Genomic DNA, 26,834 nt, shown 5'->3' with positions numbered 1-26,834 from the left:
TCACCAATCGTGCATCGTCCCGTCCTCGAGCCGGTTCACCGGCAGATAGGCCCTCTTGTAGGGGTGGCGCGCGGCGCGCTCCTCGTCGAGCTCGACGCCCAGGCCGGGCGCTTCGCCCGGGTGCATCGCACCGTCGGCGAAGCGGTAGGCGTGGGGGAAGACCGCGTCCGTTTCGTCGGTATGACGCATATATTCCTGGATGCCGAAATTGGGCACCGACAGGTCGAAATGGAGCGCCGCGGCCATCGTCACCGGCGAAAGATCGGTGGCGCCGTGGCAGCCGGTGCGCACATTGTGCATGTCGGCGAAGGCGGCGATCCGGCGCAGATGGGTGATCCCGCCGGCATGGACGACCGTTGCGCGGATATAGTCGATCAGCTGCTCCTGGATGAGCGTCTTCGCGTCCCAGATGCTGTTGAACACCTCGCCGACGGCGAGCGGAGTCGTCGTATGCTGGCGGATCAGCCGGAAGCTTTCCTGGTTGTCGGCCGGCACCGCATCCTCGAGCCAGAAGGGGCGGTAGGGCTCCAGGTCCTTGCCCAGCCGCGCCGCCTCGATCGGGGTGAGCCGGTGATGGACGTCGTGGAGCAGGTGGACGTCCCAGCCCAGCTTCTCGCGCGCGGCAGCGAACAATTCGGGGACGACCCGCAGATATTTTTCGGTCGACCACACCGTCTCGGTCGGGAGATCGGCATCGGCGGGCTCGTAGAAATATTTGTCCTTGGAGACGCCGTAGGTGGCGGGAAGGCCCGGAACGCCGCATTGCAGCCGGATCGCCTTGTAGCCCTGGTCGCGATATTCGAGGGCCCGGTCGATCGTGTCGCCGATCGTCGTACCGTTGGCATGGCCGTAGACCATCACCCGCTCGCGCGAAGCACCGCCGAGCAATTGGTAGAGGGGCAACCCCGCCGCCTTGCCCTTGATGTCCCACAAGGCCATGTCGACCGCGGCGATCGCGCTCATCGTCACGGGGCCGCGCCGCCAATAAGCGCCGCGATACAGATACTGCCAGATATCCTCGATCCGGTGCGCGTCCCGGCCGATCAGGCAGGGGATCACATGATCGGAGAGATAGCTCGCCACCGCAAGCTCGCGGCCGTTCAGCGTCGCGTCGCCGAGCCCGGTCGGGCCGTCGGCCGTCTCGATCTTCAGCGTCACGAAGTTGCGGCCCGGGCAGGTCACCACGACCCTGGCTGACTTGATCTCGAGCATCATCCTCCCCGCGCTGGTAGCGCTAACGCAGACCCCGGGAGCGAAAATGTCAACCCCGTATGGGAGCGTTCACATTGCCGTACTTCCTGCGCCTATGCGAATCTTTCCGCGGCGAGCGCCACCGCGTCCCGCGCCGCCTGCTCGATCCTGGCCGGATCGGCCGGACCTTTGGGCACCAGCCAGCTGCCGCCGACGCAAAGCACCGAATCGAGCGCTAGCCAGTCCTTCATCGTCTCACGTCGGACGCCGCCGGTGGGACAGAATCGGACATGGGCGAAGGGCGCGGCCTGGGCGGCGAGCGCGCTGGTTCCGCCTGCCGCTTCGGCGGGGAAGAATTTGAACCGGTCGAGGCCGAGGTCGAGGCCGCGCATGATCTCGCCTGCAGTGGCGACGCCGGGAAGGTAGGGGATGCGGGCGTCGATCGCCGCACGGACGAGCCGCTCGGTGAGGCCGGGCGACACTGCGAAGCGCGCGCCGGCGCGAAGGCTCGCCTCTAGCTGCTCCGGATCGAGGACCGTGCCGGCGCCGACCACCGCTCCCTCGACCTTCGCCATCTCGGCGATGACATCGAGCGCGGCGGGCGTGCGCAAGGTCACTTCGAGGACCCGCAGGCCGCCCGCGACCAAAGCTTCGGCGATCGGGCGGGAATAAGCGGCGTCCTCGACGATCAGCACCGGGATGACCGGCGCAAGGCGCATGATCTCGTCCATCTTCATCGGTCGGGCCGCTCCTCATCCGCACTTGCCGTATCGAGGGTCGCGATCTGCCCCGGATCCAGCGTCAGCGCCGCGGCCCGGATCAGCTCGTCCAGCTGCGCGATGCTCGTCGCGCTGGCGATCGGCGCGGTGATGCTTGGCCGTGCCATCAGCCAGGCGAGTGCGACCTGCGCGGGGCTCGCGTCCAGCTCGGCGCCGACGGCATCGAGCGCGCCCAGGATCCGAAGCCCGCGCGTGTTCAGATATTTCTGCACCCGCTGCCCGCGTGGCCGGCCGGCCAGATCCGCTTGGGAACGATATTTGCCGGTGAGGAAGCCGCTGGCGAGGCCGAAAAAGGGAATGACGCCGAGACCGCGCGCCTCGCAAAGCCGTTCGAGCTCGCCTTCATATTCGGCGCGGTCGTAGAGATTATAGAGGGGCTGCAGCGTCTCGTAGCGGGGAAGGCCTTTCGCCTCGCTGGTGTCGAGCGCCGCGCCGAGCTGCGCCGCCGAATAGTTGGACGCGCCGATCGCGCGGACCTTGCCGCTCGCGATCAGCTCCTCATAAGCGCGCAACGTCTCCTCGATCGGCACGCTCTCGTCGGCCCGATGCGACTGGTAGAGATCGATCCGGTCGGTGCGAAGCCGCCGCAGCGAATCCTCGGCGGCGCGGATGATATAGTCGCGCGCCAGGCCCTTTCTGTCCGGCGCCATCTCCATGCCGACCTTGGTCGCCAGCACGATCCGATCGCGCCGGCCGCCGCCCTGGGCAAGCCAGTTGCCGATGATCGTCTCGGACTCCCCGCCTTCGTTGCCCTCGATCCAGCCCGAATAGACGTCGGCCGTGTCGACGGCGTTGAAGCCGGCGTCGACGAAGCGGTCGAGCAAGGCAAAGCTCGTCGCCTCGTCGACCGTCCAGCCGAACACGTTGCCGCCGAACATGAGCGGCGCAATTTCGAAGGGCGTGCCGCCGAGCAAGCGGCGTTCGGGCGTGGCGGCCATGGGATTTCCTTCCGTCGTCCGAAGGCAGGTGCCGTCCCGGGCGGATTGGCGCAAGGTCAAATCGAGCGACTCACGCCGTCATTCTTCCGGCCCTTCGAAGTCCATCCATTGCGGAGATTGCCGGCGACGTTACGCTGATGCGGAAAAGGGGAGGGTGTCATGAAGAGCAACGGGTGGCTTGTCGCGGGAGGCGGGCTCAGCGCCGCCGCCGCCCTCCTCCATGTCGCGGTCATTTTCGGCGGGCCGGCCTGGTATCGCTTCTTCGGAGCGGGGGAAGAGATGGCTCGCGCAGCCGAGGCGGGTTCGGCGAGGCCCGTCCTGGTTACGCTCGGCATCGCGTCGGTCCTGCTGGTCTGGGCCCTTTACGCCTTCTCCGGAGCCGGCCGAATTCGCCGTCTTCCGCTGCTCCGCACCGCTCTGGTCGCGATCAGCACGATCTACCTTTTGCGCGCCCTTGCGCCCATTCCAATGCTGGTGGTGAACCCCGAAACGGTCGACCGGTTCGTCGTCTGGAGCTCGCTCACTGTCCTCGTCTACGGGGTCTGCTACGCCGTCGGGACGTGGATCGCCTGGCCTCGGATGGCGCCCTCGCAGGACCCGTCGATTCGCGGAACGCCGGGCTAGGCTTTCTGCCCGGCCGAATAGGCTCGTCCTTTCATCCCGGCCGAGTTGCTCGATCGGCCGAGCCAGGCTGCGTGAAGATGGAGCGTGCGTCCCTTCTCTCGAACGTCAAGTTCACCGAGCGGGCGCCTTGCGGGCGCGTTCGATGCCTGACGCCTCTCGGAACCGTCAGAAGCTCGCCGGGCGACAATATGTGCGTTTCGGTTTCGAGCTCGACGACGAGTTGGCCCTCCACGACGAGAAAGCATTCGTCGGAGTCGGGATGTGAATGCCAATCGAAAGCATGGGTCATGATGCTGAGGCGCACCTCATGGTCGTTGACCGCCGCTATTCGCCGATTGTGATAAGGGTCGGCCAGTTCGGCCGCTATGGACGCGGGATGAACGGCTTGGATCATGCTCTTGCTGCCTGTCTGTTCGATGGTGACGAATGTAGACGGCAGGGGCCACGCCAACCAACAAATCACGCCGGCCACTTCATAAGGACGGCTTGTGCCACGATCGCAGGCGGGCTCTAGGTGAGGGTCCTTACGGAGGCGGCGGCGATATTCGCGGGGGCTGCGGTCGTCGGTCTGTCGCTTCTTCGGGCCATGCACCGGCTCGGGCGCGCGCCACGCGGACGAAGGCACAACGTCCGGCTTCATCGGAGGCGCCGTCTCTTGGCGCTGGTGGCCACGGGGATCGCGAGCCGGCCTCGGAATCCGGATGATGGACCAATTCATTCCCTGGGCGCGATTTCCGCCTATTCCAGACCTTCCGCCGCTCCGCTAGGCCGGGTCCATGCCTGAAATCACCAACATCGTCATCCTGACCGGCGCCGGGATTTCGGCGGAAAGCGGCCTCGCTACCTTTCGCGGACCCGACGGGCTCTGGGAGGGTCACCGCGTCGAGGACGTGGCGACGCCGGAGGCCTTCGCGCGCGACCCTTCGCTCGTCCAGGCCTTCTACGACGCCCGGCGCGCCCGGCTGAAGTCGGCCGAGCCCAATGCGGCGCATCGCGCACTGGCGCGGCTCGACGCGGAATGGCCGGGCGAATTGCTCATCGTCACGCAAAATGTCGACGATTTGCACGAGCGCGCCGGCGCGCGGCGCATGCTTCACATGCACGGGGAATTGAAATCGGCCTGGTGCCTTGGCTGCGACGCTCGGATGCGCTGGGAAGGGGATCTCGGCGACCATCCCGCCTGCCCCGAATGCGGCGCCGCCGGCCGGCTGCGCCCGGACATCGTCTGGTTCGGCGAGATGCCCTACGAGATGGAACGGATCGACGGCGCGCTGATGCAGTCCGACCTGTTCGTCTCGATCGGCACCTCCGGCGCCGTCTATCCCGCCGCCGGCTTCGTCCAGACCGCCCGCCATTATGGCGCGCGCACGCTCGAGATGAACCTCGATCCCAGCCTGGGCAGCTATCATTTCCACGAAAGCCGCATCGGCAGGGCCGGCGAGCTGGTGCCGATGTGGGTCGAGGAAGTCCTGGGGTCCTCTTGAGCGGACCTTGCCGGCGGGTAAGGTGATGCCCGACCAGGCCTCACTCGACCCAGTCTAGCCCGATCTCACGATAGAGGCTTCGATCCTCTTCCCATTGGGGATCGACCTTGACGTGCAGGAAGAGATGAACCTTGCGGCCGAGCAGCTGCGAGAGCTCGGCGCGCGCCGCCTCGCCGATCGCGCGGATGCGCGTGCCGCCCTTGCCGAGCACGATGGCCTTCTGGCTCGCGCGGGCGACCCGTATCTGCTGATGGATCGCCGCAGACCCGTCCGAACGCTCTTCGAACTTCTCCGTCTCGATCGCGCTCTCATAAGGCAGCTCGGCATGAAGCTGGTGGTAGAGCTGCTCGCGGGTGACCTCGGCCGCAAGCATCCGGTCGGTCGCGTCCGACACCTGGTCCGCAGGGAAATGCCACGGCCCTTCCGGCACCCTCTTGGCCAGAGCGCTCTTCAGCTCGGCGACGCCGTCGCCGGTCGTGGCCGAGATCATGAAGATCTCCTCGAAGGCGGCTCGGGCGGAGAGGTCGGCGGCGAGCGTGAGCAGCACCTCCTTGCGCACCAGGTCGACCTTGTTGAGGACGAGGGTCAGGGGCTCCCGCCGCTCCTCTAGCCGGTCGACCATTTCTGCGACACCGCGAGTGATTCCAGCCTTGGCGTCGACGACGAGCGCGACCAGGTCGGCATCCTGGGTTCCGCCCCAGGCCGCCGCGACCATCGCCCGGTCGAGCCGCCGCTTCGGCGCGAAGATGCCCGGCGTGTCGATCAGCAGGATTTGCGCCTCGCCCTCGATCGCAATCCCCATCAGCCGGGTGCGCGTCGTCTGCGCCTTGGGCGTGACGATCGCGACTTTCTGGCCGACCAGCGCGTTGACCAGGGTCGACTTGCCGGCATTGGGGGCGCCGACCACCGCCACGAATCCGCAATGCTCGGTCATTTCGACTTCACCTGTTCCAGCAACGTCTCGGCCGCCGCCGTCTCCGCTTCCTGCTTCGTCGTTCCCTCTCCGCGCGCATCGCCGGCCCCGGGAATCGAGACCTCGACGACGAAGCGCGGCGAATGATGCGGCCCGGAGCGTCCGACCAGAGCGTAAACGGGCGGACGCCGGTCGTTCGCCGCCGCCCATTCCTGCAATTCCGACTTGGGATGCTTGGGGGCGCGCTCCAGCTCTCCGACATAGGCGACCCACAGCCGCTGGACCACCTTTTCGGCCGCCGTGAAGCCGGCGTCGAGGAAGATCGCGCCGATCAGCGCCTCGACCGTATCGCCCAATATGTTGTCGCTGTCATGAGCGCCATCCTCGCGGGCCTGCTTGCCGAGCCGCATCTGGGTCGGAACGCCGATATCGCGGCCGACCTGTGCGCAGGTCGCGCGCGAGACGAGCACGTTCAGACGGCGCGACAGCTTGCCCTCGGGCTCTTCAGGAAACAGCGCATAGAGCTGGGCGGCGGTAGCCAGACCGAGGACCCGGTCGCCGAGGAACTCCAGCCGCTCGTAATTTCGCTCGCTCTTGCTCGAATGGGTCATCGCCAGTTCGAACAAGGCAAGGTCCTTCGGCCGGTGGCCGGTCCGGTCCTCCAGCCATTGGGCAAGCATATTCACCAGGTCTCGCCTATCCGCTCCCAGCGGGCAGCGCTGAACCAGGTCCAGGGCAGCAGCCATTGGGCCGACCCGTCCGTCGACCAGAACAGGATGGTCGCCCGGCCGAGCAGATGATCGACCGGCAGCAGGCCGACGCCGTTCTGCTCCGTGGGCACGCGGCTGTCGGCGCTGTCGTCGCGATTGTCGCCCATCACGAACAGCTGGCCCTCCGGCACGATGATCGGTCCCCAATCGTCCAGGTCCATGTCGCCCTGGTCGAGCACCTCGTAGCTTCGCCCGTCCGGCAGCGTTTCGCGATAGCGCGGGAAGACGCACTCGCGTCCGGTCGGCCCACCGGCGCGCTCGGTCGCCTCCGGGCTGTCGCCGACGACCCGGCACGGGCTGTTGGCGCTCACCGGCATGGCATAGTCGGCGATGCGCTGCCGCCGCACCGGCTCGCCGTTGAGGATGACGGCGCCGTCGCGAACCTCGACCGTGTCGCCAGGCAGGCCGATTACGCGCTTGATGTAGTCGTCATTCTCGACGCCGGGGAAGCGGAACACGACGACGTCGCCGCGCTCCGGCAGGCTGGCGAGGATGCGACCGTCGAAGCTCGCTATCCCGAATGGGAAGCTGTGGCGCGAATAGCCGTAGGGCCATTTCGCGACGAACAGATAATCGCCGATCATGAGGTTCGGCAGCATCGATCCCGAGGGAATGCTGAACGGCGCGAACAGCAGGCTCCGGATCGCCACGGCCGCGAGGAAGAGGAGAAGGAAGAAGCGGATCGACTCCCACCAGCTCTCCTTCCGGCGCTCCGGCGGACCGCTGGAATCGCTTGCGTCCGTACCGGGCGGGATCTCGTTCACCATGCGAGCGCCTTTCGCTTGGCCGCCGGGCGCGGTCAAGCAGCAGGCAAGGGTGAGATCCGCTCAAGCCGCGCGGCGCCAGCCTCGAGGTCCGGATTGCAGCGGTTGCATCCGCCCGCGGCTCCCCAGGCCGTCGACACGCAAGGAATCGTCTCAGAAACAGGCCGCCACGAAGTCCGAAAGCCAGATCAGGGCCCCCTCCCGCCGCCATAGCCACAGGCCGAGCGCCGCTACCGGAAGCAGCGCCAGCGGCGCGATCCAAGGCAAGGCCGACTTCACGCCGGCTGCACCCGGTGCACGGCCGTGTCGCGGATCGGCAGGTGGAGCAAGGCCGCGACGATGGCCAGGACGATCGTGGCGGCCCAGACCGCGTCATAGGACCCGCTGCGATCATAGACATAGCCCGCCAGCCAGGCGCCGAAGAAGCTGCCGACCTGATGGCTGAGGAAGACGATGCCGTACAAGGTCGAAAGATAGCGCACGCCGAAGATCTGGCCGATCAGGCCGCTGGTCAGCGGCACGGTGCCGAGCCACAGGAAGCCCATGGCCGCGGCGAAGGCGAGGGCGGTTCCGGCGCTGAGCGGCGCGGCGAGGAACAAGGCGACGACGACCGCGCGGGCAGCATAGATGCCGCTGAGCACATATTTGCGCCGCCAGAAGTCGCCGGAGAGGCCGAACAGATAGGATCCGAAGATGTTGAACAGGCCGATCAGCGCCAGCGCGCTCGCGCCGATGCCGAGTCCCAGTCCCTGGTCGTCGAGATAGGCAGGGAAGTGCGTGGCGATGAAGACGAGCTGGAAACCGCAGACGAAGAAGCCGGCATTGAGCAGCCAGAAGCCGCCATGCCCCGCGGCTTCGTTCAGCGCCTGTCCGAGCGATTGGGCCGGACCATCCGTCGCTTCCGCGGGCTTGCCGGCGACTCCGATCGCCAGCACGGCGCAGATGGCGACGACGCCCGCCAGCACGATCAAGGCTAGCCGGTAGCCGAGTTCGGACAGCAGCAGCTGAGCGCCCGGCACGACCAGGAACTGGCCCAGCGAGCCGCCGGCGGTGACGATGCCGAAAGCGAGCCCGCGCCGCTCGGCGGGAACCACCCGCCCGACCGCCCCCAGCACGACGACGAACGTCGTCGCCGCCAGCGAAAGGCCGACCAGCAGGCCGAAGGTGAGGTGGAGGCCGAGCGCGCTGCCGACCCAGGACGCGCCCACCATCCCGGTGACATAGACCAGGGTTCCGAAGAAGACGACGCGGCCCGCGCCGTGGCGGTCGGCCAGTGCGCCCACGAAGGGTTGGGCTAGGCCGAAAACGAGATTGCTGATCGCAACGGCAAGGCCGAACGTGCCGCGGCCGATGCCCAGTTCGACGCTCATCGGCGGCAGGAACAGGCCGAACGCCTGGCGGACGCCCATCGCGAGCGTGACGATCAAGGCGGCGCTGGTGATGACGATCCACGGACGCTTCATGCGCGCAGCTCCTCTATGCGGTCGAGCGAGGCGAATAGCCGGTCGTGGTCCGGCCCCAAGGCATTGCGGATCCGCGTCTGCGCCGCCTCCCAATGTGGCTGAGCGGCGCGCATCGCCGCGCGCGCCTTATGGGTCACCTGAACGATGCGGGCCCGCTGATCCTCACCGCAGGGCGACGAATCGACCAGCCCGGCCGCCTCGAGCGGCTTGAGGGTGCGGTTGAGCGTCGTGCGGTCATGGCCTGTCGCGGCCGCCAGCTCCGTCAGCGAGCAGGGCCCGGCCCGCTGCAGCATCCGCAGCAGCGAGAATTGCGCGACGCTGAGCCCCGAAGGCGCGAGCGCCTCGTCGTAGAGCGCGCTGACGATCCGAGCGGACCGGCGCAGCTTGGCGCAGACGCAGATTGTCCCCAGCATCTACGTGTATATGCACGTAAAGGGCATTACGCGCAATCGGGCAGGCGAGCGGGTCGAATCGATGGCCCTTCGCTCCCCCCGGGGCGTCGTGTCAACGAAGGTTGGCGTCCCTGCTGGATCCGCTTGGACCCAGCCTACGCTTGGGTGAAAGGCGCATGGTCCGACGAGGCTCTACCGCCCGCGGCGCAGGGCGCTCGGCGGACGGCGATAGACTTCGCGAAACGTGGCGTTGAACGAGCGGACGCTTCGAAAGCCTGCCAGGTCCGCAATCTCGGTCATCGGCAGGTCCGATCCGTCGATCAGCCTTTTCGCCCGCTGCACCCGGGCGGTTCGGGCGGCCGCCGTCGGCGTGGTGCGAAGGTAGCGGCGGAAGAGGCGGGCAAGATGCCGCGGGCCGATGCCCAGGCGCGCGGCAAGCGGCTCGACCCCCTCTTGGTCGAGCGCGCCCTCCTCGATGAGGCGAAGCGCCCGGGTGACGGTCGCGCGGGCGCCCGACCAGGCCGGCGAGTGCGGCGCGGTCTCCGGGCGGCAGCGCAGGCATGGCCGGAAGCCGGCCGCTTCCGCCGCGGCGGCGCTCGGAAAGTAGCGGACGTTGTGGGTGAGCGGCTGGCGCACGGGGCAGACAGGCCGACAGTAGATGCGGGTCGACGTGACGGCGATGAAGATCACCCCGTCGAAAGCGGGATCGCGGGCATGGCGGGCGCGCTCGCACGCCTCGAAGCTCAGATCCGGATGTTCGTGGCGGTAGGCGCCCATGCGACACCTTTATCGCGCCGCGCTCCGTGCGTCATGGCGCGCGGATGACCGGGTCCGATTTCTGCCAGCAAGCCTCGAGTCGTCCCGCTATCCGTTGCCCGGATCGAAACAGCGAGGAACCGACATGCCCACCGTCCATCATGAGATCGAAATTGGTTGTCCGCCGGAAGACATCTGGGACGCCGCACGCGATGTCGGCGCCCTCCACACGCGGCTCGTGCCCGGCTTCGTGACTGCCACCGAGATGCTCCCCGACGTCGCTACGCCGACGCGGCGCGTGACCTTCGCCAATGGCGCCGTCGCCGACGAGGCGATCGTCACGATCGACGATGATCGCCGCCGCCTGGTCTGGACCGTTTTGGGCGTCGAGCATCATAATGGCGCTCTCGAGATCCATCCTTCCCCGATCGGGGCTCGCGTGACCTGGACGGCCGACGTTCTTCCGGTCGACTTCGCCGAGCGCATCTCGCCGATGATGGCGGACGGCCTGCGCAAGATGAAGGCGCATCTCGAGGCGAACTGACCTTTCCAGCACATGCGGGAACGATCGAGACTAGGGTCCACACCGGGCTCGGCGGTGCGACGTTCGTCGCGAGGGCGGAGATTGATCACCGCGGACGGAACCAGAGGCCCTGTGCACCCCACCTATGCATCGGCGCCTCGCCTCCCTAGATAGCCACCGAACCCAAGGGAGACGGTGATGGACGAAGCCTGGGCACCCCTCGAGTCAGCGCAGACGACGACCCTGTCGGAGCTCTTCGATTCCGAGCCCGACCGTCTCGAGCGCCTCACGGTCGATGAATCGGGAATCCTGTTCGATTTCTCGAAGACGCATCTCGGCCGGTCGCAGCTCGACGGGTTCATCCGCCTTGCCGAGACCGCCGGACTTAAGGAGCGCCGCGACGCTCTGTTTGCCGGCGAGGCGGTCAATCCGACCGAAGAACGCGCCGCCGAACATACCGCCGAACGCGGGGAGGGGGCGGCCGAGAGCGTCGCCCGCGCCCGCCGTTTCCATGCCCGGATGCGCACCCTCATCGACGCGATGGAGGCGGACGCCTTCGGCTCCATCCGCCATATCCTCCATGTTGGAATCGGCGGCTCGGCGCTTGGGCCCAAGCTGCTCGTCGACGCGCTCGGCCGCGAGGCGGGCCGCTACGATACCGCCATCGTCTCCAACGTCGACGGCGCCGCTCTGGAGGAGGCGATCCGCCGTTTCGATCCCCACGCCACGTTGCTGGTGATAGCGTCGAAGACCTTCACCACCACCGAGACGATGCTCAATGCGGGCTCCGCACTGTCCTGGATGGATGAACATGGCGTGGTCGATCCCTATGGGCGGGTCGTGGCGCTCACCGCCAGTCCCGACAAGGCCATCGAGTTCGGAGTCGACGAAACCCGAATTCTGCCTTTCTCGGACACCGTCGGCGGCCGCTACTCCCTCTGGTCGTCGATAGGCTTTCCGGCCGCCTTGGCCCTCGGTTGGGACGCCTTCGAAAGCCTCCTCGAAGGGGCGGCCGCGATGGACCGCCATTTCCGCCTGGCGCCGCTCGCACGCAATGCACCGGTCCTCGCCGCCTTCGTCGATCGTTATTATGCCAATATCCGCAAGGTCGAGAGCCGCGCCGTCTTCGCATATGACGAGCGCTTGCGGCTGCTGCCCGACTATCTCCAGCAGCTCGAAATGGAGTCCAACGGCAAGAGCGTCCGCCTCGACGGCAGCCCGGCCGGGCGCGCCACCTCGCCGATCGTCTGGGGCGGCGTCGGCACCGATGCGCAGCACGCCGTTTTCCAGCTCCTCCACCAGGGCACGCACCTGGTACCGGTCGAGTTCATCGCCTCGGTGGAGCCCGGTCACAGCCTCGCGCCCGATCATCACCGCCAGCTCCTCGCCAATGCGTTCGGGCAGGGTGCGGCGCTGATGTCCGGGCGCCGGTCCGACGATCCGCATCGCGACTATCCCGGGGACCGCCCATCGACGACGATCCTGCTCGACCGGCTGGACCCGCGCACGCTGGGCGCGCTCCTCGCCTTCTACGAACATAGAGTTTTCGCCAACGCCGCCTTGCTCGGAATCAACCCCTTCGACCAGTTCGGGGTCGAGCTGGGCAAGGCGATGGCGAAGGCGCTCGACGCGGACAGCGGTTCGATCGACTTCGATTCCTCGACCCGGGCGCTGATCGCCCGGGCGTTCGGAGCAAGCGGGGAATGAGGCCGAGCCTCGTCGGCAGCCTTGCCGCCGTCCTCCTCGCGCTCGCTCCGGCACCCGCCGCGGCCGAACCGCTGGAGCTGTTCAACAACCGCTTGTTCCTGCCGGTGACCGTCAACGGAAAGGCGGCCCTCGGCCTGCTCGATTCGGGCGCGGAGATGACGGTGCTGGACGACGATTTCGCCGGCCGCCTCGGAGTCGCCGCAACCGGCGGCGCGACCGCGCGCGGCTCCGGCGCGGAGACCATGGAAGCGCGCTTCGTCGAGTCGGTGGTGATCGAGGCGGTCGGCGCGTCGCTCGCGCAGCCGGCCGCGGTGCTCGACCTCGGCGAGGTTTCGCAGCGCCTGATCGGAAGGCCGATCGACTTGATCCTCGGCCGCGAGCTGTTCGACCGCCATCGCCTGCGCATCGACATCGAGGCCGGAACCATCGACAGGATCGAGGACAACGTACAGCCTGTCGGCACGCGCCTCGCCGTCGGCGAGCATCGGGGCATTCCGACCTTCGCCGTCTCGATAGAGAGCCAGGCGCCGGTCCAGGCGGCATTCGATCTGGGCAATGGCAGCGAGGTCCTGATCGGCCGGAACTATGCCGAGCGGATCGGCCTGACCGCACCGGAGCGCATCGTGGAGCGCCGGGCCGGAGGCGGCCTTGGCGGCCCGGTCGAGCGCGACATCGTCATGCTGCGTAACCTTCGCATTGCCGGCAGCGAATATCGCGATGTGCCGGCGGCGATCGATGCCGGTGAAAGCGCAGCCGATCTCAATATCGGTACTTCGATATTGCGCGACTTCATCATCACTACCGACTTCGCCGGCGGCGCGGTCTGGCTGCAACCGAGGAACGGCCGTCAATGAGCGAGACCTACGATTATGACCTCGTCGTGATCGGCGCCGGTTCGGGTGGCGTGCGCGCGGCGCGCGTCTCCGCCGCCCATGGCGCTCGAGTGGCGATCGCCGAGGAATATCGCGTCGGGGGAACCTGCGTCATCCGCGGCTGCGTGCCCAAGAAGCTGCTCGTCTATGGCGCCCACTTCGCGGAGGACCTGCAAGATGCCCGCCGGTTCGGCTGGGAAGTGGGAGAATCCCGCTTCGACTGGCCCACCTTGCGCGACAATGTCCTTGGCGAGGTCGAACGTCTCGAAGGCCTCTATTCAGACATGCTCGAGCGGAACGAGGTCGAGATCCTGGCCCAGCGCGCCACAGTCACCGGTCCCAACGAGGTGACGCTCGCGGACGGGACAAAGGTGAGCGCCGGCACCATCCTCATTGCCACCGGCGCGCATCCGATGGTCCCGGACGTGCCGGGGGCCGAGCATGGAATCACGTCGAACGAGATGTTCCACCTTGACTCGATTCCGAGGCGCGCGGTGATCGTCGGGGGAGGCTATATCGCCAACGAATTCGCCGGCATCCTTCACGAGTTCAGCTGCCACGTGACGATCGTCAACCGGGGCGACCGGATCCTCAGGCATTATGACGAGCAGATCCGCGACCGGCTGCTCACCATCTCGCTGATGAAGGGCATCGACTTCAAGTTCAACGCGCCGATCGAGAAGATCGAGAAGCAGGAGGACGGCAGCCTGCGCATTCACCTCGCCGGCCAGGATCCGATCGCGGCGGACCTGCTGCTCTGGGCGGTGGGCCGATTGCCGAATACCGGCGGACTCGGGCTCGAAGCGGTCGGGGTCGAGCTCGGCAAGAATGGCGCGATCCTCGTCGACGAAGACAACCAGTCGTCGGTCGCCAGCATCTATGCGATCGGCGACGTGACGGACCGGGTGCAGCTTACGCCGGTCGCGATCCGCGAGGGCCACGCCTTCGCCGAGACCGTGTTCGGCGGAAAGCCGACACGCGTCGATTACGAGAACATTCCGTCGGCCGTGTTCAGCCATCCTCCAATAGCGGGCGTGGGAATGACCGAAGGGCAGGCGCGCGACCGGGTCGGCGAATACAAGACCTATGTCGCCGACTTCCGGCCGATGAAGAATGTGCTGGCGGGCCGCAACGAGCGCGCGCTCTACAAGCTGATCGTGGACGAGGAGACCGAGAAGGTGCTTGGCATCCATATGATCGGCCCGGACGCCCCCGAAATCCTTCAGGCGGCGGCGATTGCCGTCAAGGCCGGCCTCACCAAGGCGCAGTTCGATGAAACGATCGCGCTTCATCCGACCATGTCCGAAGAGCTCGTGCTGATGCGGTGATCGGAAAACAGCTTCGCGAGCGGAATCGGCCGCAGGAATATCGGCTCGCGGGCTCCTTCGAAACCGGCAACCGCGCCCGCTGCACCGGCCACACCGCGCTCATCGCCCCTTGCCCGAACCGTCCTGCCATGCTCTGCTGCCTGGACCAGCGAGCAGGGGAGACACGACCAGATGTTCAATAGCTTCTCGCGATATCAGCCGCAGCTTCTCGGCATCCTCAGAATCGTCACCGGTCTGCTCTTCCTTTCGCATGGTCTGGTGAAGCTGTTCGGCTTCCCACCCGGAGCGCAGCCAGGCCAGGTGGAACTCCTCTCCGTTGTCGGAATCGGCGGCTTGATCGAGCTGGTCGCCGGGGCGCTGATCATGATCGGACTGTTCACCCGTCCGGCAGCCTTCATCGCCTCGGGCGAGATGGCGGTGGCCTATTGGGGCTTTCACTTTGCGCCGGACAATCCCTTCCCCGTCGCCAACGGCGGCGACGCCGCGATCCTCTATTGCTTCATCTTCCTCTATTTCGTCGTCGCCGGCCCGGGCGCATTCAGCGTCGAAGGCACGAACAGGGCAAGGGCGACGAGGACCTGATCCGCTTCGTTCCAGCTCGCGACGGAGCGGCTCGATCTCGCGTGACGAGAGCCGCGTCCGGAGCTAGCGCGGAGCGATGAACGCAAGGCGCTCCATCGGCTGCGACGTGCTCATCATAGGCGCGGGGCATAACGGCCTGGTCTGCGCTTATTATCTCGCGGAGCGGGGATTGAAGGTCGTCGTGCTGGAGGCCCGAAGCGTGGTCGGCGGCGCTGCGGTGACCGAGGAATTCCATCCCGGCTTCCGCAACTCCACCGCCAGCTACACGGTCGGGCTGCTGAACCCGAAGATCATCGGCGACATGCGGCTCTACCAGCACGGCCTCAAGGTGGTGCTTCGCAAGATCGACAATTTCCTCCCTACCCAAGGCGCCGACTATCTGCTCGCCGGGCGGGGCGGCCTGACGGAGCGCGAGATCGCCCGCCACAGTTCCGCCGACGCCGGCAATTACGAAGCCTATTCGGCTGCGCTGAACAGAGTCGTCGGGATCGTGCGGCAGTGGTTGCTGCGCTCGCCGCCCAACGCCGGCGGCGGCCTTTCCGAGCTGCCGCGGCTGCTGCGGCTCGGTTCCGGTGTCAACGGATTAGGTCTCGAGGGCCAGCGCGACCTGGTCGACTTCTTCACCAAATCCGCCGCCGATATCTTGCGCCGCTATTTCAGCCACGATCTGGTCCAGGCCCTGTTCGGGTTCGACAGCGTGGTGGGTCATTATGCCAGCCCCGAATCCCCGGGGTCGGCTTATGTCCTGCTTCACCACGTCTTCGGGGAGGCGGCGGGGGTGGAAGGCGCCTGGGGCCATGCGATCGGCGGGATGGGCGCGATCACCCAGGCCATGGCGAAGGCCTGCCGCGGGAAGGGTGTCGAAATCGTCCTCGACGCGGCGGTCGACGAGATCGTGGTCGAGACTCGCGGCGGCACGGCGTACGCGGCGGGTGCCGTCTCGGCCGGCCGGACCTGGCGTGCCAAGGCGGTAGCCGCCGGCGTCAATCCGAAGCTGCTGTTCGGGCGGCTGCTTCCGGAAGGCGCCGTGGCGAAGCCGGTGTCGCGGAGGATGGCCGGCTGGGCGAGCGAATCGGCCACCTTCCGGATGAATGTCGCCCTGTCGGAGCTGCCTCGCTTCACCAGTCTTCCCGACCCCGGGGACCATCTGACCGCCGGGATCATCGTCGCTCCGTCGCTGGACTATATGGACCGGGCCTGGCTCAGCGCCCGGACGCAGGGTTATTCGCGCGAACCCATCGTCGAGATGCTGATCCCTTCGACCCTGGACGACAGCCTGGCTCCGGCCGGCGCTCACGTCGCAAGCCTGTTCTGCCAGCACTTCCCCTACGACGTCCCGGGCGGCTGGGATGACCGCCGGGAGGAAGCCGCCGACGCCATCATCGCTCATGTCGAGCGCTACGCGCCCGGCTTCTCCGCGAGCATCGTCGGGAGAATGGCGCTGTCTCCGATCGACCTGGAACGCCGCTTCGGCCTCGTCGGCGGAGATATTTTCCACGGCAAGATGGGGCTCGACCAGATCTTCTCGAACCGGCCGATGCTCGGGGCTGCCGACTACCGCATGCCGCTTCATGGTCTCTATCTGTGCGGCTCCGGTGCGCATCCAGGCGGCGGCGTCACCGGCGCACCCGGCCACAATGCCGCCCGCAGCATCCTTGCCGACCGCAAGCGCCTCAACCTTTGAGGACCGCTCCCAAGAGACGCATCTACCCTCGCGCCCGGTCGGTCGGCTCGCGAGCGAGCCGCCTCCTCCTCCGTTCGCCGTGCGAAAGCCTCGTTTCGTCGAGCCAGATACTTGCCGAGACAGGTAAGCCGCGGGAACCTTCCTCCGGCCTGCGGCGCTTACCCTGAAACAGGACATAAGGGGTCCGGGAAGCATGACTGCGCACCGATGCGGCACCGTGTGGATATCGTCGTTGGCGCTGATGGCGGCCGCTCCGGTCATGGCGCAGACTGGCAATTCGGCGCCGCCCAATCGGTTCGACGCCGCGCCATCGGACTCGACCGACTCGACCGAGCCCGACGTTCAGGCGGCGTTGCGCGAGGGGAATGCCGCGTTGGCGGAGCCGGGGTCTTCCGGCCGGGACGGGCTGATCGCTGCCCTTCCGCTGGACGACAATATTCAATTGGGTGTCGGCCGCTTCTCGATCGCCGGATATGTGCGGCAGCGCACCAACATCGAAGCCGAACGCCATCCCATGGCGTTGCAGCCGCGCCAGCGCGGAATCGCCGCGGTCGGCATCAGCTTCAGCTTCTGAATTCTTTCCCGGTCAGATGATCGGGTGCCGTTCCCAGTTCGGCGCGTCCACCCGGCCGTGAATCTGGCGGTGGAGCTTCTCGATAGTCCGGCTGCCGGTGCGCTCGCATAGGAACGGGAAGATCGCGTGCACGAAGCAGGCGAGGGCGCCCGCCGCGAGCCGGAGCCCTACCCGGGCGGCGACGCCCATATGCTCGAAATAGGTTTCGCCGACCTCGCGCGGATGCCGGGTGAAAGGATTGTCTGCCATCGGGTGCCGCCTCGTTCTCCAGCAAGCAATAGCGTCTCGGGCCACGGCCTTCCAGATGCGGCCTGTCCACGGCTCGGCCGGTCGAGCGCTGATAGCGTCGCTTTCCGCAGCGCCGCCCCAGGCTCGCTTCAGCCGTCCGCGACGTCCTGCCGCAAGCATGGTCTGCCGGATTTGCGACCCAGGGGGTGGTTCTACCGACGTCGCTCCAAGCGTTCCGGCATTGCCTCTGCCGCGCCTCCCTCGCTAACACGCTTACGTAAACGTAAGGAGACACCATGCCCGAAGCCTATATCGTCGATGCGGTCCGCACCGCCGGCGGCCGCAAGGGCGGCGCACTGAAGGACTGGCATCCCGCCGACATGGCTGCGCGCATTCTCGATTCCCTGGTCGACCGGACCGGCATCGACCCGGCCGCGATCGACGATGTCGTCATGGGATGTGTGGGCCAGGTCGGCGAGCAATCCTTCCACATCGGGCGGAACGCCGTCCTCGCCAGCAAGCTGCCCGTCAGCGTGCCGGCGGTCACCATCGACCGGCAGTGCGGCTCCTCGCAACAGTCGATCCATTTTGCCGCCCAGGCGGTGATGAGCGGCACGCAGGACGTCGTGATCGCCGCCGGCGTCGAATCCATGACCCGCGTGCCGATGGGCTCGCCCGTGACGCTGGCGACGCAGGCCGGCCTCGGTGGTCCGTTCCCGAAGAGCATCCAGGAGCGGTTCGGCGTCGCCATGTTCAGCCAGTTTGTCGGCGCCGAGATGATCGCCGAGAAATATCAGTTCCGTCGCGAAGATCTCGACGCCTTCGCGCTGGAGAGCCATCGCAAGGCCGCTCGTGCCACGGAGGAAGGCGCCTTCGCCGACGAGATCATCGCGCTGCCGGTGACCGGCGAGGACGGGGCAAGCCGGCTCCACGACCGGGACGAAGGCATAAGGCCGGACGCGACATTGCAAGGAATAGGTTCGGTCAAGCTGCTCAAGGAAGGCGGCCGCATCAGCGCCGCCAATGCCAGCCAGATCTGCGACGGCGCGAGCGGCGTCCTCGTGGTCAGCGAAGCGGCGCTGAAGGCGCACGGTCTGGTTCCCGTGGCGCGAATCCACAACCTCACCGTAACCGCCGGCGATCCGGTCATCATGCTCGAGGAACCCATTCCGGCGACGCGCCGCGCGCTCGAACGCGCCGGCCTCAGCATCGCCGACATCGACCTTTACGAGGTCAACGAGGCGTTCGCCCCGGTGCCGCTCGCTTGGCTCCGGGAGATCGAAGCCGATCCCGACCGGCTCAACGTCCATGGCGGCGCGATCGCCCTGGGCCATCCGCTCGGCGCCTCCGGCGCGAAGCTGATGGCGACCCTGACGCATGCGCTGAAGCGCCGCGGCGGGCGCTGGGGGCTGCAGACGATGTGCGAGGGCGGCGGTATCGCCAACGTGACTATCGTCGAGAATCTCGCATGATCGCGTAAGGGCGCGGCACCGTAGGCCCGGGAACTAGCCCGCCGGCCCCTTCCATCCCGCGGCGCAGCGATTAAGGCGAGCTCAAAGCAGAAAGGGAAAGCCATGAAACTCGACAGCAATATCTCCGCCGTGGTTACCGGCGCCGCATCCGGCCTCGGCGAAGCGACCGCCCGGGCGCTCGCGGCCAAGGGCGTAAAGGTTGCAGTCTTCGACCGCGACGCCGACCGCGGCGAAAAGGTCGCCGGAGAGATTGGCGGGATCTTCGCTCATGTCGACGTCACCTCGGACGAGGCGGTCGATGCGGGCTTCGCCAGGGCCCGCGAGGCGCACGGGCAGGAGCGGATCTGCGTCAACTGCGCCGGGGTCGCCAATGCGATGAAGACCGTCGGTCGGGACAAGCAGACGGGCGAGATCAGACGCTATCCGATGCAGCAGTTCGAGCTGGCCATCCAGATCAACCTTATCGGCACCTTCCGGGTGCTAGCCGCCTCGGCCGCGGGGATGGCCGATCTCGATCCGCTCGAAGACGGAGAGAAGGGGCTGATCGTCAACACCGCCAGCGTCGCCGCCCAGGACGGGCAGATCGGTCAGGCCGCCTATAGTGCGTCCAAAGCCGGAGTGCTCGGAATGGCGCTGCCGATCGCGCGCGACCTGATGAATGAGGGAATTCGCGTGAACACCATCCTTCCCGGCGTGTTCGAAACGCCCATGGTGGCGATGATGCCGCAGAACGTGAAGGATGCGCTCGCCGCCCAGGTGCCCTTTCCAAAGCGGCTCGGCCGAGCCGAGGAATATGCCCGTCTGGCCATCTTCATGGCCGAAAATCCCTATCTCAACGGTGAATATGTGAGGCTCGACGGCGCCATCCGGATGGCGCCGCGCTGACCGAAAGGACGAGGTGCATGGCGGCGAAGCATATCGGTATTCTCGCCCACAGCGCCGAAGGCGCGACCCTGTGCTATCGCACCGCCTGGATGGAGGGCGTCCGCCGCTTGGGTGCGCACAATCATCCCGAAATCACCCTGACCGGCGTTCCGATGCACGATGCTCTGGAAGCGTGGGCGACAGGCGATCTCGAGACGTTGCGCGCCATCTTTCTCGCAGACGCGCGCAAGCTCGCCGCGGCGGGCGCCGACTTCTTCGTGCTTCCCGACAACACGGCCCATATCGCGCTGGAGGCGCCGGGCGAGCGCTTCGCCATACCGGCCCTCCACATAGCCGAGGTCGTTGCCGATCGAGCAGTCGCGGACGGCCGAAACAAGGTCGGTATCCTCGGCACCGACTGGACGATGAGCGGCCCGGTCTACCCAGGGGCTTTGGGTCGCCGCGGGGTGGCCTGGGAAATCCCGGAGGCAGCCGAGCGTGCAACCATTCACGCGATCATCTTCGACGAATTGTGTCTCGGCATCTTCACGGACGAATCGCGCGCCGCCTACGTCCGGATCATCGAAAAGCTGGCGGCGCGGGGATGCGATGCCGTGGCTCTGGTCTGCACCGAGATTCCGTTGCTCGTCGCGCCCGAGGACTCGCCGCTCCCGACTCTCGATTCAACCCGTCTCCTCGCTCGTGCAGCAGTCGAGGTGGCGATTGGCGAGCGCCCGATGCCGACCTGGCGTGGCGGAGCCGTCTGACGCGCCTCGGCCTGGATCATCGCCTTGTCCGGCAGCGGGAAAGGTCTTCAAGCTGCCGAGCCAACCCTGCGTTCCGGCGTGCTCGGCTGAGAAACGACACGGACGCGGCGGTGGTCGTTCCATATCTCGATCACCTGGCCGCCACCCTGTTCGCGGGCGATCCGCGCGGCTTCAGCATCGTCGGACGCCTCGATATTTCCGGAACCAACGAGCATCCCCTGCCTGAGATAGTACAGATGGTATTGAGCCATTCGAGACTCCTGTTCGAGACCTAAGGTCATGAACCTATGCCGCTTTTTGCTCATCTTCATTATACTGGATGAGTTTTGTCGCGACGCGCCGCGACCGGGATCGGGACGACTTCGAGAGCCGCGATCCGGTTTAGCCACTTCTCCAACCGCTCATTTTCGCAGAGCATGGCCGCCAGCCTTGATATTGCTCTAATATCGCAGGCCAGGGGGAGGGCCCGTGCAGCCGCTGAAAGGCATACGAATCATCGAACTGGCGGGCCTGGCGCCAGCGCCGTTCGCGGCAATGATGCTGGCCGATCACGGCGCCGAGGTGATCCGGGTCGAGCGTGCCGGCTCGGTGCCGCCCATTCCGCCCGACAAGGACATATTGCGCCGTAACCGCGCCGAGATTCTCGCGCTCGACCTCAAGGAGGAAGGCGACGCCGCGCGTCTGCGCGCGCTCGTCGCCGCGGCCGACGGGCTGATCGAGGGCTTTCGTCCGGGCGTGATGGAGCGGCTCGGGCTGGGACCCGAGAGGCTGTGCGCCGAAAATCCGCGCCTGATCTACGGCCGGATGACCGGCTTCGGCCAATCCGGGCCGCTCGCCGCCGCCGCCGGGCACGACATCAATTATATCGCGCTCGCCGGCAATCTGCACGGCTATGGCCGCGCCGGCGCGCCGCCGACGCCGCCGGCCAATGCGGTCGGCGATTTCGGCGGCGGCGGGATGATGCTCGCCTTCGCGATGCTGGCCGCCATCCTTTCCGCCCGCGCGACCGGGAAGGGCTGCGTCGTGGACTGCGCGATGGTCGACGGCGCCGCCTTGATCGCGGCCCAGACCTGGTCTCTGCGCGCCGCCGGAATGTGGAGAGACGAGCGCGGCGCGAACCTGCTCGATTCGGGCGCGCCCTTCTACGACTGCTACGAATGCGCCGACGGAAAATGGGTCTCGGTCGGCGCGCTCGAGCCGCCATTCTTCGCGGCCCTGAAGGCGAAGCTCGGCCTCCGCTCGGCCCAGGGCGATCCGGGCCTGCACGACGAGCTCGCCGCCCGGTTCAGCGAACATCCGCGCGACCATTGGTGCGACCTGCTCGAAGGCAGCGACGCCTGCTTCGCCCCGGTCCTGTCGATGACGGAAGCGCCGGCTCATCCGCACAACGCCGCCCGCGGCACGTTCGTCGAGCGCGACGGCCTCGTCGAACCCCGTCCGGCGCCGCGATTCGAGGAGCTGTAATTCATGACGATGCTCGACACGTCCCGCCGCACGACCTTCACCACCGAGCACGAGATGTTCCGCGAGCAGGTCCGCCGCTTCTTCGAGCGCGAGCTGATCCCGCATCTCGATCGGTGGGAAAACCAGGGCATCATCGACCGAGACTTCTGGACGAAGAGCGGAAAGGCCGGCTTGCTCTGCCCGAACGTGCCGGAGGCCTATGGCGGGCTCGGTCTCGATTTCGGCTTCAACGCGGTGATCGACGAGGAGCTGGGCTATGTCGGCTCCAGCGCCGGCATCTCGCTCCATTCCGACATCGTCGCCCCTTATATCCTTGCTTACGGCTCGGAGGCGCAGAAACGGCACTGGCTGCCGCGGATGATCTCCGGCGAGACCCCGACCGCGATCGCGATGACCGAGCCCGGGGCCGGCTCCGATCTCCAGGCCATCCGCACCGTCGCGGTGAAGGACGGGGACGACTATCTGATCAACGGCTCCAAGACCTACATCACCAACGGCCAGCATGCCGATTTGGTGATTCTTGCCGCCAAGACCGACCCCGCGGAAGGAGCGAAGGGCATTTCCCTGATTCTCGTCGAATCGGACCGCCCCGGATTCGGCCGAGGCCGCAACCTCGACAAGATCGGCCTGCACGGCCAGGACACGTCCGAGCTCTTCTTCCATGACCTGAGGGTGCCGCAGTCCAACCGGCTCGGCGCGGAAGGGATGGGCTTCGCTTATCTGATGAACCAGCTCCCGCAGGAGCGGCTCGCCATAGCGATCGGCGCCCAGGCGGTCGCCCAGCGCGCCTTCGACGAGGCGATCCGCTTCACCCGCGAGCGCAAGGCGTTCGGCCGCGCAATCTTCGAGTTCCAGAATACGCGCTTCACCCTCGCCGACCTGGCCGCGAGGCTGCAGGTCGGCTGGGCGCATCTCGATTGGGCGCTGGGCCGGCATATGGCGGGAGTGCTCACCGCCGCCGAAGCCTCCGCCGCCAAGCTCTGGCACACGGAGCTCCAGTGGGACCTGTGCGACGCCGCGCTGCAGCTCCATGGCGGGGCCGGCTACATGAACGAATATCCGATCGCACGGCTGTGGCGCGACGCCCGGGTCACCCGCATCTTCGGCGGCACCAGCGAGATCATGAAGGAAGTGATCGCCCGAGCGATCTGAGGGCTTGGCGGGATCGACTGGGTCATCCACTCGCCTTCCAACCGGCTAGGGTTTCGCGGGGCTTGTGGCCGGCCGCTGATCGGCGACTGTGTCTTTTTGGTCATATCGCGAACTTGTTTCGCCGGAGGCTTGACATTGGCATGGTTGGTGGTAGCGCTAACAATTGCATGGTGGTAGCGCTACCAGATATCGCGCGCCATGACATGACATGAGCCGGCCGAAAGAGCTGGCAACAAGGGGAGGATATATGCGCGCACTCGATACCCGGAATCCGTCCGCCCGCCAGGGATCACGGACGCTCCCGCTGCTCCGCACCGCCCTGGCCGCAGGCGTATCGGCCTTCGCGCTGATCGCCGCGCCCGCTTCGGCTCAGGATGCGGGCGATCAAGAGACCGCCTCACCGACCGAAGGGGCGCAGGCCGCCGACGGCGAGGAAGCCATCATCGTCACCGGCATCCGCGCCAGTCTCGATCGCGCGATCGACATCCGCCGCAACTCCGAGGGCATCGTCGACGCCATTTCCGCAGAGGATATCGGCAAATTCCCCGACACCAACCTCGCCGAGTCGCTCCAACGCATCCCCGGCGTGTCGATCGACCGCGTCAATGGCGAGGGTTCCGAGGTGACGGTGCGCGGCTTTGGCGGAGCCTTCAATCTTGTCACGCTGAACGGCCGGCAGATGCCGGCCTCAAACGTGAACGTCGTCGGCGGCGACCAGAGCGTCGACTTCAATCGCGCGACGGGCCGCTCCTTCGACTTCTCCAATCTCGCCTCCGAAGGCGTGCGGACGCTCGAAGTCTACAAGACGGGGCGTCCGGCCATTCCATCGGGCGGCATCGGCGCGGCCATCAACGTCGTCACCAACCGGCCGCTCGACGTCGGCCTCACCGGATTGTCGGGAAGCATCGGTGTGCGCGCCGTGCACGATTCGAGCGTCGATCGCGGCAATGACGTGACCCCCGAAGTCTCCGGCGTGCTCAGCTGGGTCGATCCAAGCGAGCGGATCGGCATCTCGCTTTTCGGCGCCTATCAGCGGCGCGACAGCGCTGCGGCGAGCGCGACGTCGAACAACTGGAACATCCGGCGCCTCAGCGCCTTCCTCGAGGGTACCACCTTCGTCAATGCCAATACCCAGATCGAGAATTTGCCCGAGGGCGATCCGCTCGTGTCGATACCCAGCGACAGCCGCTACCATTTCTCCGAGTCGGAGCGGGAGCGGATCAACGGCCAGGCGGTGATCCAGTTCAGGCCGTTCGACGGCCTCACCCTTACCGCCGACGCCCTGTACGCGCGCAATCGCCTGGAGGAGCAGCGGACCGATCAGACCAACTGGTTCAACCGGCCGTTCGCGCAGGTCCGCTTCGACGACAATCCCGTGGTCGCCACGACGGTGTTTCTCCAGGAGAATATCGCGGGCGTGAAAGATGCCGGCTTCGAGCAGCAGTTCCGAGCCGTCGAGGATACGCTCGAATCCTATGGCGTTAACGCCCGCTGGGAGGTGACCGACGCCATCACCGTTAATCTCGACGGGCACATTTCCGAAGCGAACAGTCGCCCCAACGCGCCGAACGGGACAAGCTCGACCCTGGTCAGCATCGGCGCGCCGGTGATCACGGCCCATTCGGTCGACTATAGCGGCGGCTTTCCGGTCCAGAGCATCTCGATCGACGACTCGATCAAGGGCAACGGCAACGGCACGCTCGATGTCGGCGATCTGGGCAGCCAGGTCGGGCGCACCAACGCCTCCAGGCAAAGGCATCGGATCCGCGAGCTTCGGGCCGATATCGGGTGGGAAATCGACGATCGCCTGCGGCTGGACGTCGGCGGCGACTATATCGACTCGCGCATGACGAGCGCCCGGGTCCAGACGGAGCAGATCCTCGGCGACTGGGGCATCGACAATCCGGGCGACGTGCAGCAGCTCGCGCCGGGACTGGTCGAGGTCTTCTGCGGAACCTGCCGGTTCGATCACTTCGATCCCCAGGCTTCGGGGGCCTCGCTCATCGGATTCCGCGGAAATGCGGTCGACCTCTACGAGGCGCTGTCGGCCGCTTACGTCCAGCGGGGCAGGCCGGTGAGTGTCACGAGTGACGACTTCAACACCGTCGAGGAAAAGATCTGGGCCATTTATGGCCAGCTCACCTGGAGCGGCGACATCGGCGGGCGTCCGGCCACGGTCGTGGCGGGCGCGCGCTACGAGGAGACCCGCGTCGACTCGACCGCGCTCGCGGCCGTGCCGGAGAACATCATCTGGCGTTCGGACAACGACTTTTCTCGCATCGTCTCCGCCACCTTCCAGCCGATTACCCAGGAGGGTCGCTACAGCAACTTCCTGCCGGCGGTCGATTTCCGGCTCGAGATCGTCGACGACGTGATCTTGCGCGCCTCGGCGAGCCGCACTCTGGCCCGGCCGGACTTCGGCAATCTGTTCGTGTCGAACGCGGCCAATCCGCCGCCTCGGCCAACGGCGCTCGGCGGCGTGGCTTCCGGCAACAGCGGCAATGCCGACCTGGATCCGTTGATCTCCACCAATTTCGACATCGCAGCGGAGTGGTATTTCGCGCCATCCAGCTACATTTCGGCGGGCTACTTCCTGAAGCGAGTCAAGAATTTCGTCGGTTCGGCGCAGGTCTCGCAGACCTTGTTCGGCCTGCGCGACCCGGGTTCTGGTCTGCCCGGTACCCGCTCGGGCGATGCCCTGGAGGCGCTGCGGACTCTCGGCATCGATACCAGCGACGTGCATCTGTTCACGATGACCGCCCTGATCGTCCAGAATGGCGGCGACGTCGCCGCGGCCACGAACGAGTTCCAGGCCAACTTCTCCGACGGCGAGCTCGATCAGGGCTTCGTGGACCAGCTGTTGGCGCAAGTCGACATCGTTCCGAACGAGGATGACCCCTTGTTCCAGTTCGCCGTGCAGCAGCCGGTCAACAATCGAACGGGCGAGATCCACGGCATCGAGCTGGCCGGGCAATATTTTCTCGGCGATACCGGCTTCGGAGTCGCCGGCTCCTACACGATGGTGAACGGCGACGTGACGATCGACGTCGGGGCCGATCCGAGCGTCGACCAGTTCGCCTTGCTCGGCCTCAGCGACAGCTACAACGTCACCCTGATTTACGAGAATTACGGCTTCTCGGCCCGTCTCGCCTATAATTGGCGCGACAAGTTCTTGGCAGCGACCAATCGCGGTGGCGGCGACCGTAATCCCGTGTTCGTCGCGCCGTTCGGAACGTTGGACCTGAACATCAGCTACGACGTCACCGATCGCATCTCGCTGGCCTTCGAGGCGATCAACATCACCAGCGAGCCGGTCGTGACCTACGGCCGTGACCGCAGCAACCTCTGGTTCGCGCAGGAGCTGAAGCCGCGCTTCATCTTCGGGGCGCGATATCGGTTCTAGCTTGCCAGCGGCGGCCTGCTCACCAGGTCCAAAGGGTGGTGGAGGGGTATGGCAATAGTCAGCCCCTCCATCTTTTCTCCGAGGCTTTCCCGTCGCGGCGGAACTTCGACTTCTTTTCTCGGCTCCGTTGAGCCTCTTCC

Annotated in this window: 28 protein-coding genes; 15 read left to right on the top strand and 13 right to left on the bottom strand. The window is 66.6% G+C overall.

The window, feature by feature from the left end:
• From manD to EKM57_RS01345, 3 genes are all read right to left on the bottom strand, one after another.
• On the bottom strand, positions 1 to 1,212 hold the full coding sequence (manD, locus tag EKM57_RS01355; RefSeq protein WP_129790660.1) for a D-mannonate dehydratase ManD: 1,212 nt from the start codon (positions 1,210 to 1,212) through the stop codon (positions 1 to 3).
• Positions 1,213 to 1,304: 92 nt separating this feature from the next.
• Entirely contained in the window at positions 1,305 to 1,928 is a 624-nt protein-coding gene (gene eda / locus EKM57_RS01350; protein WP_129790659.1) for a bifunctional 4-hydroxy-2-oxoglutarate aldolase/2-dehydro-3-deoxy-phosphogluconate aldolase, read from the bottom strand.
• Positions 1,925 to 2,908: an aldo/keto reductase gene (locus EKM57_RS01345; protein ID WP_129790658.1), complete on the bottom strand. Its 984-nt coding sequence runs from the start codon at positions 2,906 to 2,908 to the stop codon at positions 1,925 to 1,927. The genes eda and EKM57_RS01345 overlap by 4 nt, the downstream gene beginning before the upstream one ends.
• A gap of 159 nt (positions 2,909 to 3,067) precedes the next feature.
• Between EKM57_RS01345 and EKM57_RS01340 the strand changes: the two genes are divergently transcribed.
• Positions 3,068 to 3,532 carry a hypothetical protein gene (locus EKM57_RS01340; RefSeq protein WP_129790657.1) on the top strand — a complete coding sequence of 155 codons (465 nt, stop codon included), beginning with the start codon at positions 3,068 to 3,070 and terminating at the stop codon, positions 3,530 to 3,532.
• 31 nt (positions 3,533 to 3,563) lie between these two features.
• Here the strand turns inward: EKM57_RS01340 and EKM57_RS22105 are convergent, their stop codons facing one another.
• The gene (locus EKM57_RS22105) at positions 3,564 to 4,172 is read right to left on the bottom strand and encodes a cupin domain-containing protein (RefSeq protein WP_206185247.1); all 609 of its coding nucleotides are present in this window, start codon (positions 4,170 to 4,172) and stop codon (positions 3,564 to 3,566) included.
• A gap of 136 nt (positions 4,173 to 4,308) precedes the next feature.
• Between EKM57_RS22105 and EKM57_RS01330 the strand changes: the two genes are divergently transcribed.
• Entirely contained in the window at positions 4,309 to 5,016 is a 708-nt protein-coding gene (locus tag EKM57_RS01330; RefSeq protein WP_129790656.1) for an NAD-dependent deacylase, read from the top strand.
• Between the two features lie 40 nt (positions 5,017 to 5,056).
• On the opposite strand, the gene era is transcribed toward EKM57_RS01330, so the two are convergent.
• The 7 genes from era to EKM57_RS01300 all read right to left on the bottom strand — a co-directional run bounded on the left by era (position 5,057) and on the right by EKM57_RS01300 (position 10,095).
• Positions 5,057 to 5,950, bottom strand: coding sequence for a GTPase Era (gene era / locus EKM57_RS01325; RefSeq protein WP_129790655.1), 894 nt, complete (start codon positions 5,948 to 5,950; stop codon positions 5,057 to 5,059).
• Complete coding sequence (gene rnc, locus EKM57_RS01320; protein ID WP_129791028.1) at positions 5,947 to 6,609, bottom strand: ribonuclease III; 663 nt, start codon at positions 6,607 to 6,609, stop codon at positions 5,947 to 5,949. Before rnc ends, era begins: the two co-directional genes overlap by 4 nt.
• A gap of 2 nt (positions 6,610 to 6,611) precedes the next feature.
• Positions 6,612 to 7,466 (bottom strand): signal peptidase I, encoded by an 855-nt coding sequence (gene lepB, locus EKM57_RS01315; RefSeq protein ID WP_129790654.1) that lies wholly within the window; start codon positions 7,464 to 7,466, stop codon positions 6,612 to 6,614.
• Positions 7,467 to 7,616: 150 nt separating this feature from the next.
• A complete protein-coding gene (locus EKM57_RS22615; protein ID WP_256386842.1) occupies positions 7,617 to 7,742 on the bottom strand; it encodes a hypothetical protein in 126 nt (41 codons plus the stop codon).
• Entirely contained in the window at positions 7,739 to 8,926 is a 1,188-nt protein-coding gene (locus EKM57_RS01310) for an MFS transporter (protein ID WP_129790653.1), read from the bottom strand. The genes EKM57_RS22615 and EKM57_RS01310 overlap by 4 nt, the downstream gene beginning before the upstream one ends.
• Entirely contained in the window at positions 8,923 to 9,339 is a 417-nt protein-coding gene (locus EKM57_RS01305) for a MarR family winged helix-turn-helix transcriptional regulator (protein WP_129790652.1), read from the bottom strand. Before EKM57_RS01305 ends, EKM57_RS01310 begins: the two co-directional genes overlap by 4 nt.
• Positions 9,340 to 9,510: 171 nt before the next feature.
• Positions 9,511 to 10,095, bottom strand: coding sequence for an Ada metal-binding domain-containing protein (locus EKM57_RS01300; protein ID WP_129790651.1), 585 nt, complete (start codon positions 10,093 to 10,095; stop codon positions 9,511 to 9,513).
• 124 nt (positions 10,096 to 10,219) lie between these two features.
• On the opposite strand from EKM57_RS01300, the gene EKM57_RS01295 reads away from it, so the two are divergent.
• The 7 genes from EKM57_RS01295 (at position 10,220) to EKM57_RS01265 (ending at position 17,344) form a co-directional block, all read left to right on the top strand.
• Positions 10,220 to 10,618: an SRPBCC family protein gene (locus EKM57_RS01295; protein WP_129790650.1), complete on the top strand. Its 399-nt coding sequence runs from the start codon at positions 10,220 to 10,222 to the stop codon at positions 10,616 to 10,618.
• A gap of 177 nt (positions 10,619 to 10,795) precedes the next feature.
• On the top strand, positions 10,796 to 12,304 hold the full coding sequence (pgi, locus tag EKM57_RS01290; RefSeq protein ID WP_129790649.1) for a glucose-6-phosphate isomerase: 1,509 nt from the start codon (positions 10,796 to 10,798) through the stop codon (positions 12,302 to 12,304).
• Positions 12,301 to 13,158, top strand: a complete 858-nt coding sequence (locus tag EKM57_RS01285) for an aspartyl protease family protein (RefSeq protein ID WP_129790648.1) — start codon at positions 12,301 to 12,303, stop codon at positions 13,156 to 13,158. Before pgi ends, EKM57_RS01285 begins: the two co-directional genes overlap by 4 nt.
• Entirely contained in the window at positions 13,155 to 14,504 is a 1,350-nt protein-coding gene (gorA, locus tag EKM57_RS01280; protein ID WP_129790647.1) for a glutathione-disulfide reductase, read from the top strand. Before EKM57_RS01285 ends, gorA begins: the two co-directional genes overlap by 4 nt.
• Positions 14,505 to 14,675: 171 nt before the next feature.
• A complete protein-coding gene (locus tag EKM57_RS01275) occupies positions 14,676 to 15,086 on the top strand; it encodes a DoxX family protein (RefSeq protein ID WP_129790646.1) in 411 nt (136 codons plus the stop codon).
• Positions 15,087 to 15,162: 76 nt separating this feature from the next.
• The gene (locus EKM57_RS01270) at positions 15,163 to 16,770 is read left to right on the top strand and encodes an NAD(P)/FAD-dependent oxidoreductase (protein WP_129790645.1); all 1,608 of its coding nucleotides are present in this window, start codon (positions 15,163 to 15,165) and stop codon (positions 16,768 to 16,770) included.
• Positions 16,771 to 16,963: 193 nt separating this feature from the next.
• On the top strand, positions 16,964 to 17,344 hold the full coding sequence (locus EKM57_RS01265) for a hypothetical protein (RefSeq protein WP_129790644.1): 381 nt from the start codon (positions 16,964 to 16,966) through the stop codon (positions 17,342 to 17,344).
• Positions 17,345 to 17,356: 12 nt separating this feature from the next.
• On the opposite strand, the gene EKM57_RS01260 is transcribed toward EKM57_RS01265, so the two are convergent.
• Positions 17,357 to 17,593: a DUF6356 family protein gene (locus EKM57_RS01260; protein ID WP_129790643.1), complete on the bottom strand. Its 237-nt coding sequence runs from the start codon at positions 17,591 to 17,593 to the stop codon at positions 17,357 to 17,359.
• A 275-nt stretch (positions 17,594 to 17,868) separates the two neighbouring features.
• On the opposite strand from EKM57_RS01260, the gene EKM57_RS01255 reads away from it, so the two are divergent.
• From EKM57_RS01255 to EKM57_RS01245, 3 genes are all read left to right on the top strand, one after another.
• Positions 17,869 to 19,044: an acetyl-CoA C-acetyltransferase gene (locus EKM57_RS01255; protein WP_129790642.1), complete on the top strand. Its 1,176-nt coding sequence runs from the start codon at positions 17,869 to 17,871 to the stop codon at positions 19,042 to 19,044.
• Positions 19,045 to 19,146: 102 nt separating this feature from the next.
• A complete protein-coding gene (locus EKM57_RS01250) occupies positions 19,147 to 19,929 on the top strand; it encodes an SDR family NAD(P)-dependent oxidoreductase (protein ID WP_129790641.1) in 783 nt (260 codons plus the stop codon).
• A 17-nt stretch (positions 19,930 to 19,946) separates the two neighbouring features.
• The gene (locus EKM57_RS01245) at positions 19,947 to 20,675 is read left to right on the top strand and encodes an aspartate/glutamate racemase family protein (RefSeq protein WP_129790640.1); all 729 of its coding nucleotides are present in this window, start codon (positions 19,947 to 19,949) and stop codon (positions 20,673 to 20,675) included.
• Between the two features lie 47 nt (positions 20,676 to 20,722).
• Here the strand turns inward: EKM57_RS01245 and EKM57_RS01240 are convergent, their stop codons facing one another.
• Positions 20,723 to 20,986, bottom strand: a complete 264-nt coding sequence (locus EKM57_RS01240) for a hypothetical protein (protein ID WP_129790639.1) — start codon at positions 20,984 to 20,986, stop codon at positions 20,723 to 20,725.
• A gap of 157 nt (positions 20,987 to 21,143) precedes the next feature.
• On the opposite strand from EKM57_RS01240, the gene EKM57_RS01235 reads away from it, so the two are divergent.
• From EKM57_RS01235 to EKM57_RS01225, 3 genes are all read left to right on the top strand, one after another.
• Positions 21,144 to 22,139, top strand: a complete 996-nt coding sequence (locus EKM57_RS01235; protein ID WP_129790638.1) for a CaiB/BaiF CoA-transferase family protein — start codon at positions 21,144 to 21,146, stop codon at positions 22,137 to 22,139.
• 9 nt (positions 22,140 to 22,148) lie between these two features.
• Positions 22,149 to 23,291, top strand: coding sequence for an acyl-CoA dehydrogenase family protein (locus EKM57_RS01230; RefSeq protein WP_129791027.1), 1,143 nt, complete (start codon positions 22,149 to 22,151; stop codon positions 23,289 to 23,291).
• Between the two features lie 247 nt (positions 23,292 to 23,538).
• Positions 23,539 to 26,694, top strand: coding sequence for a TonB-dependent receptor (locus EKM57_RS01225; RefSeq protein WP_129790637.1), 3,156 nt, complete (start codon positions 23,539 to 23,541; stop codon positions 26,692 to 26,694).
• Positions 26,695 to 26,834: the final 140 nt, after the last annotated feature.

It is taken from the genome of Sphingosinicella sp. CPCC 101087, from assembly GCF_004151485.1.
GTDB lineage: Bacteria > Pseudomonadota > Alphaproteobacteria > Sphingomonadales > Sphingomonadaceae > Allosphingosinicella.
Note: the sequence above shows the minus strand (reverse complement) of the source record. Positions and strands in the feature narration are given on the sequence as shown.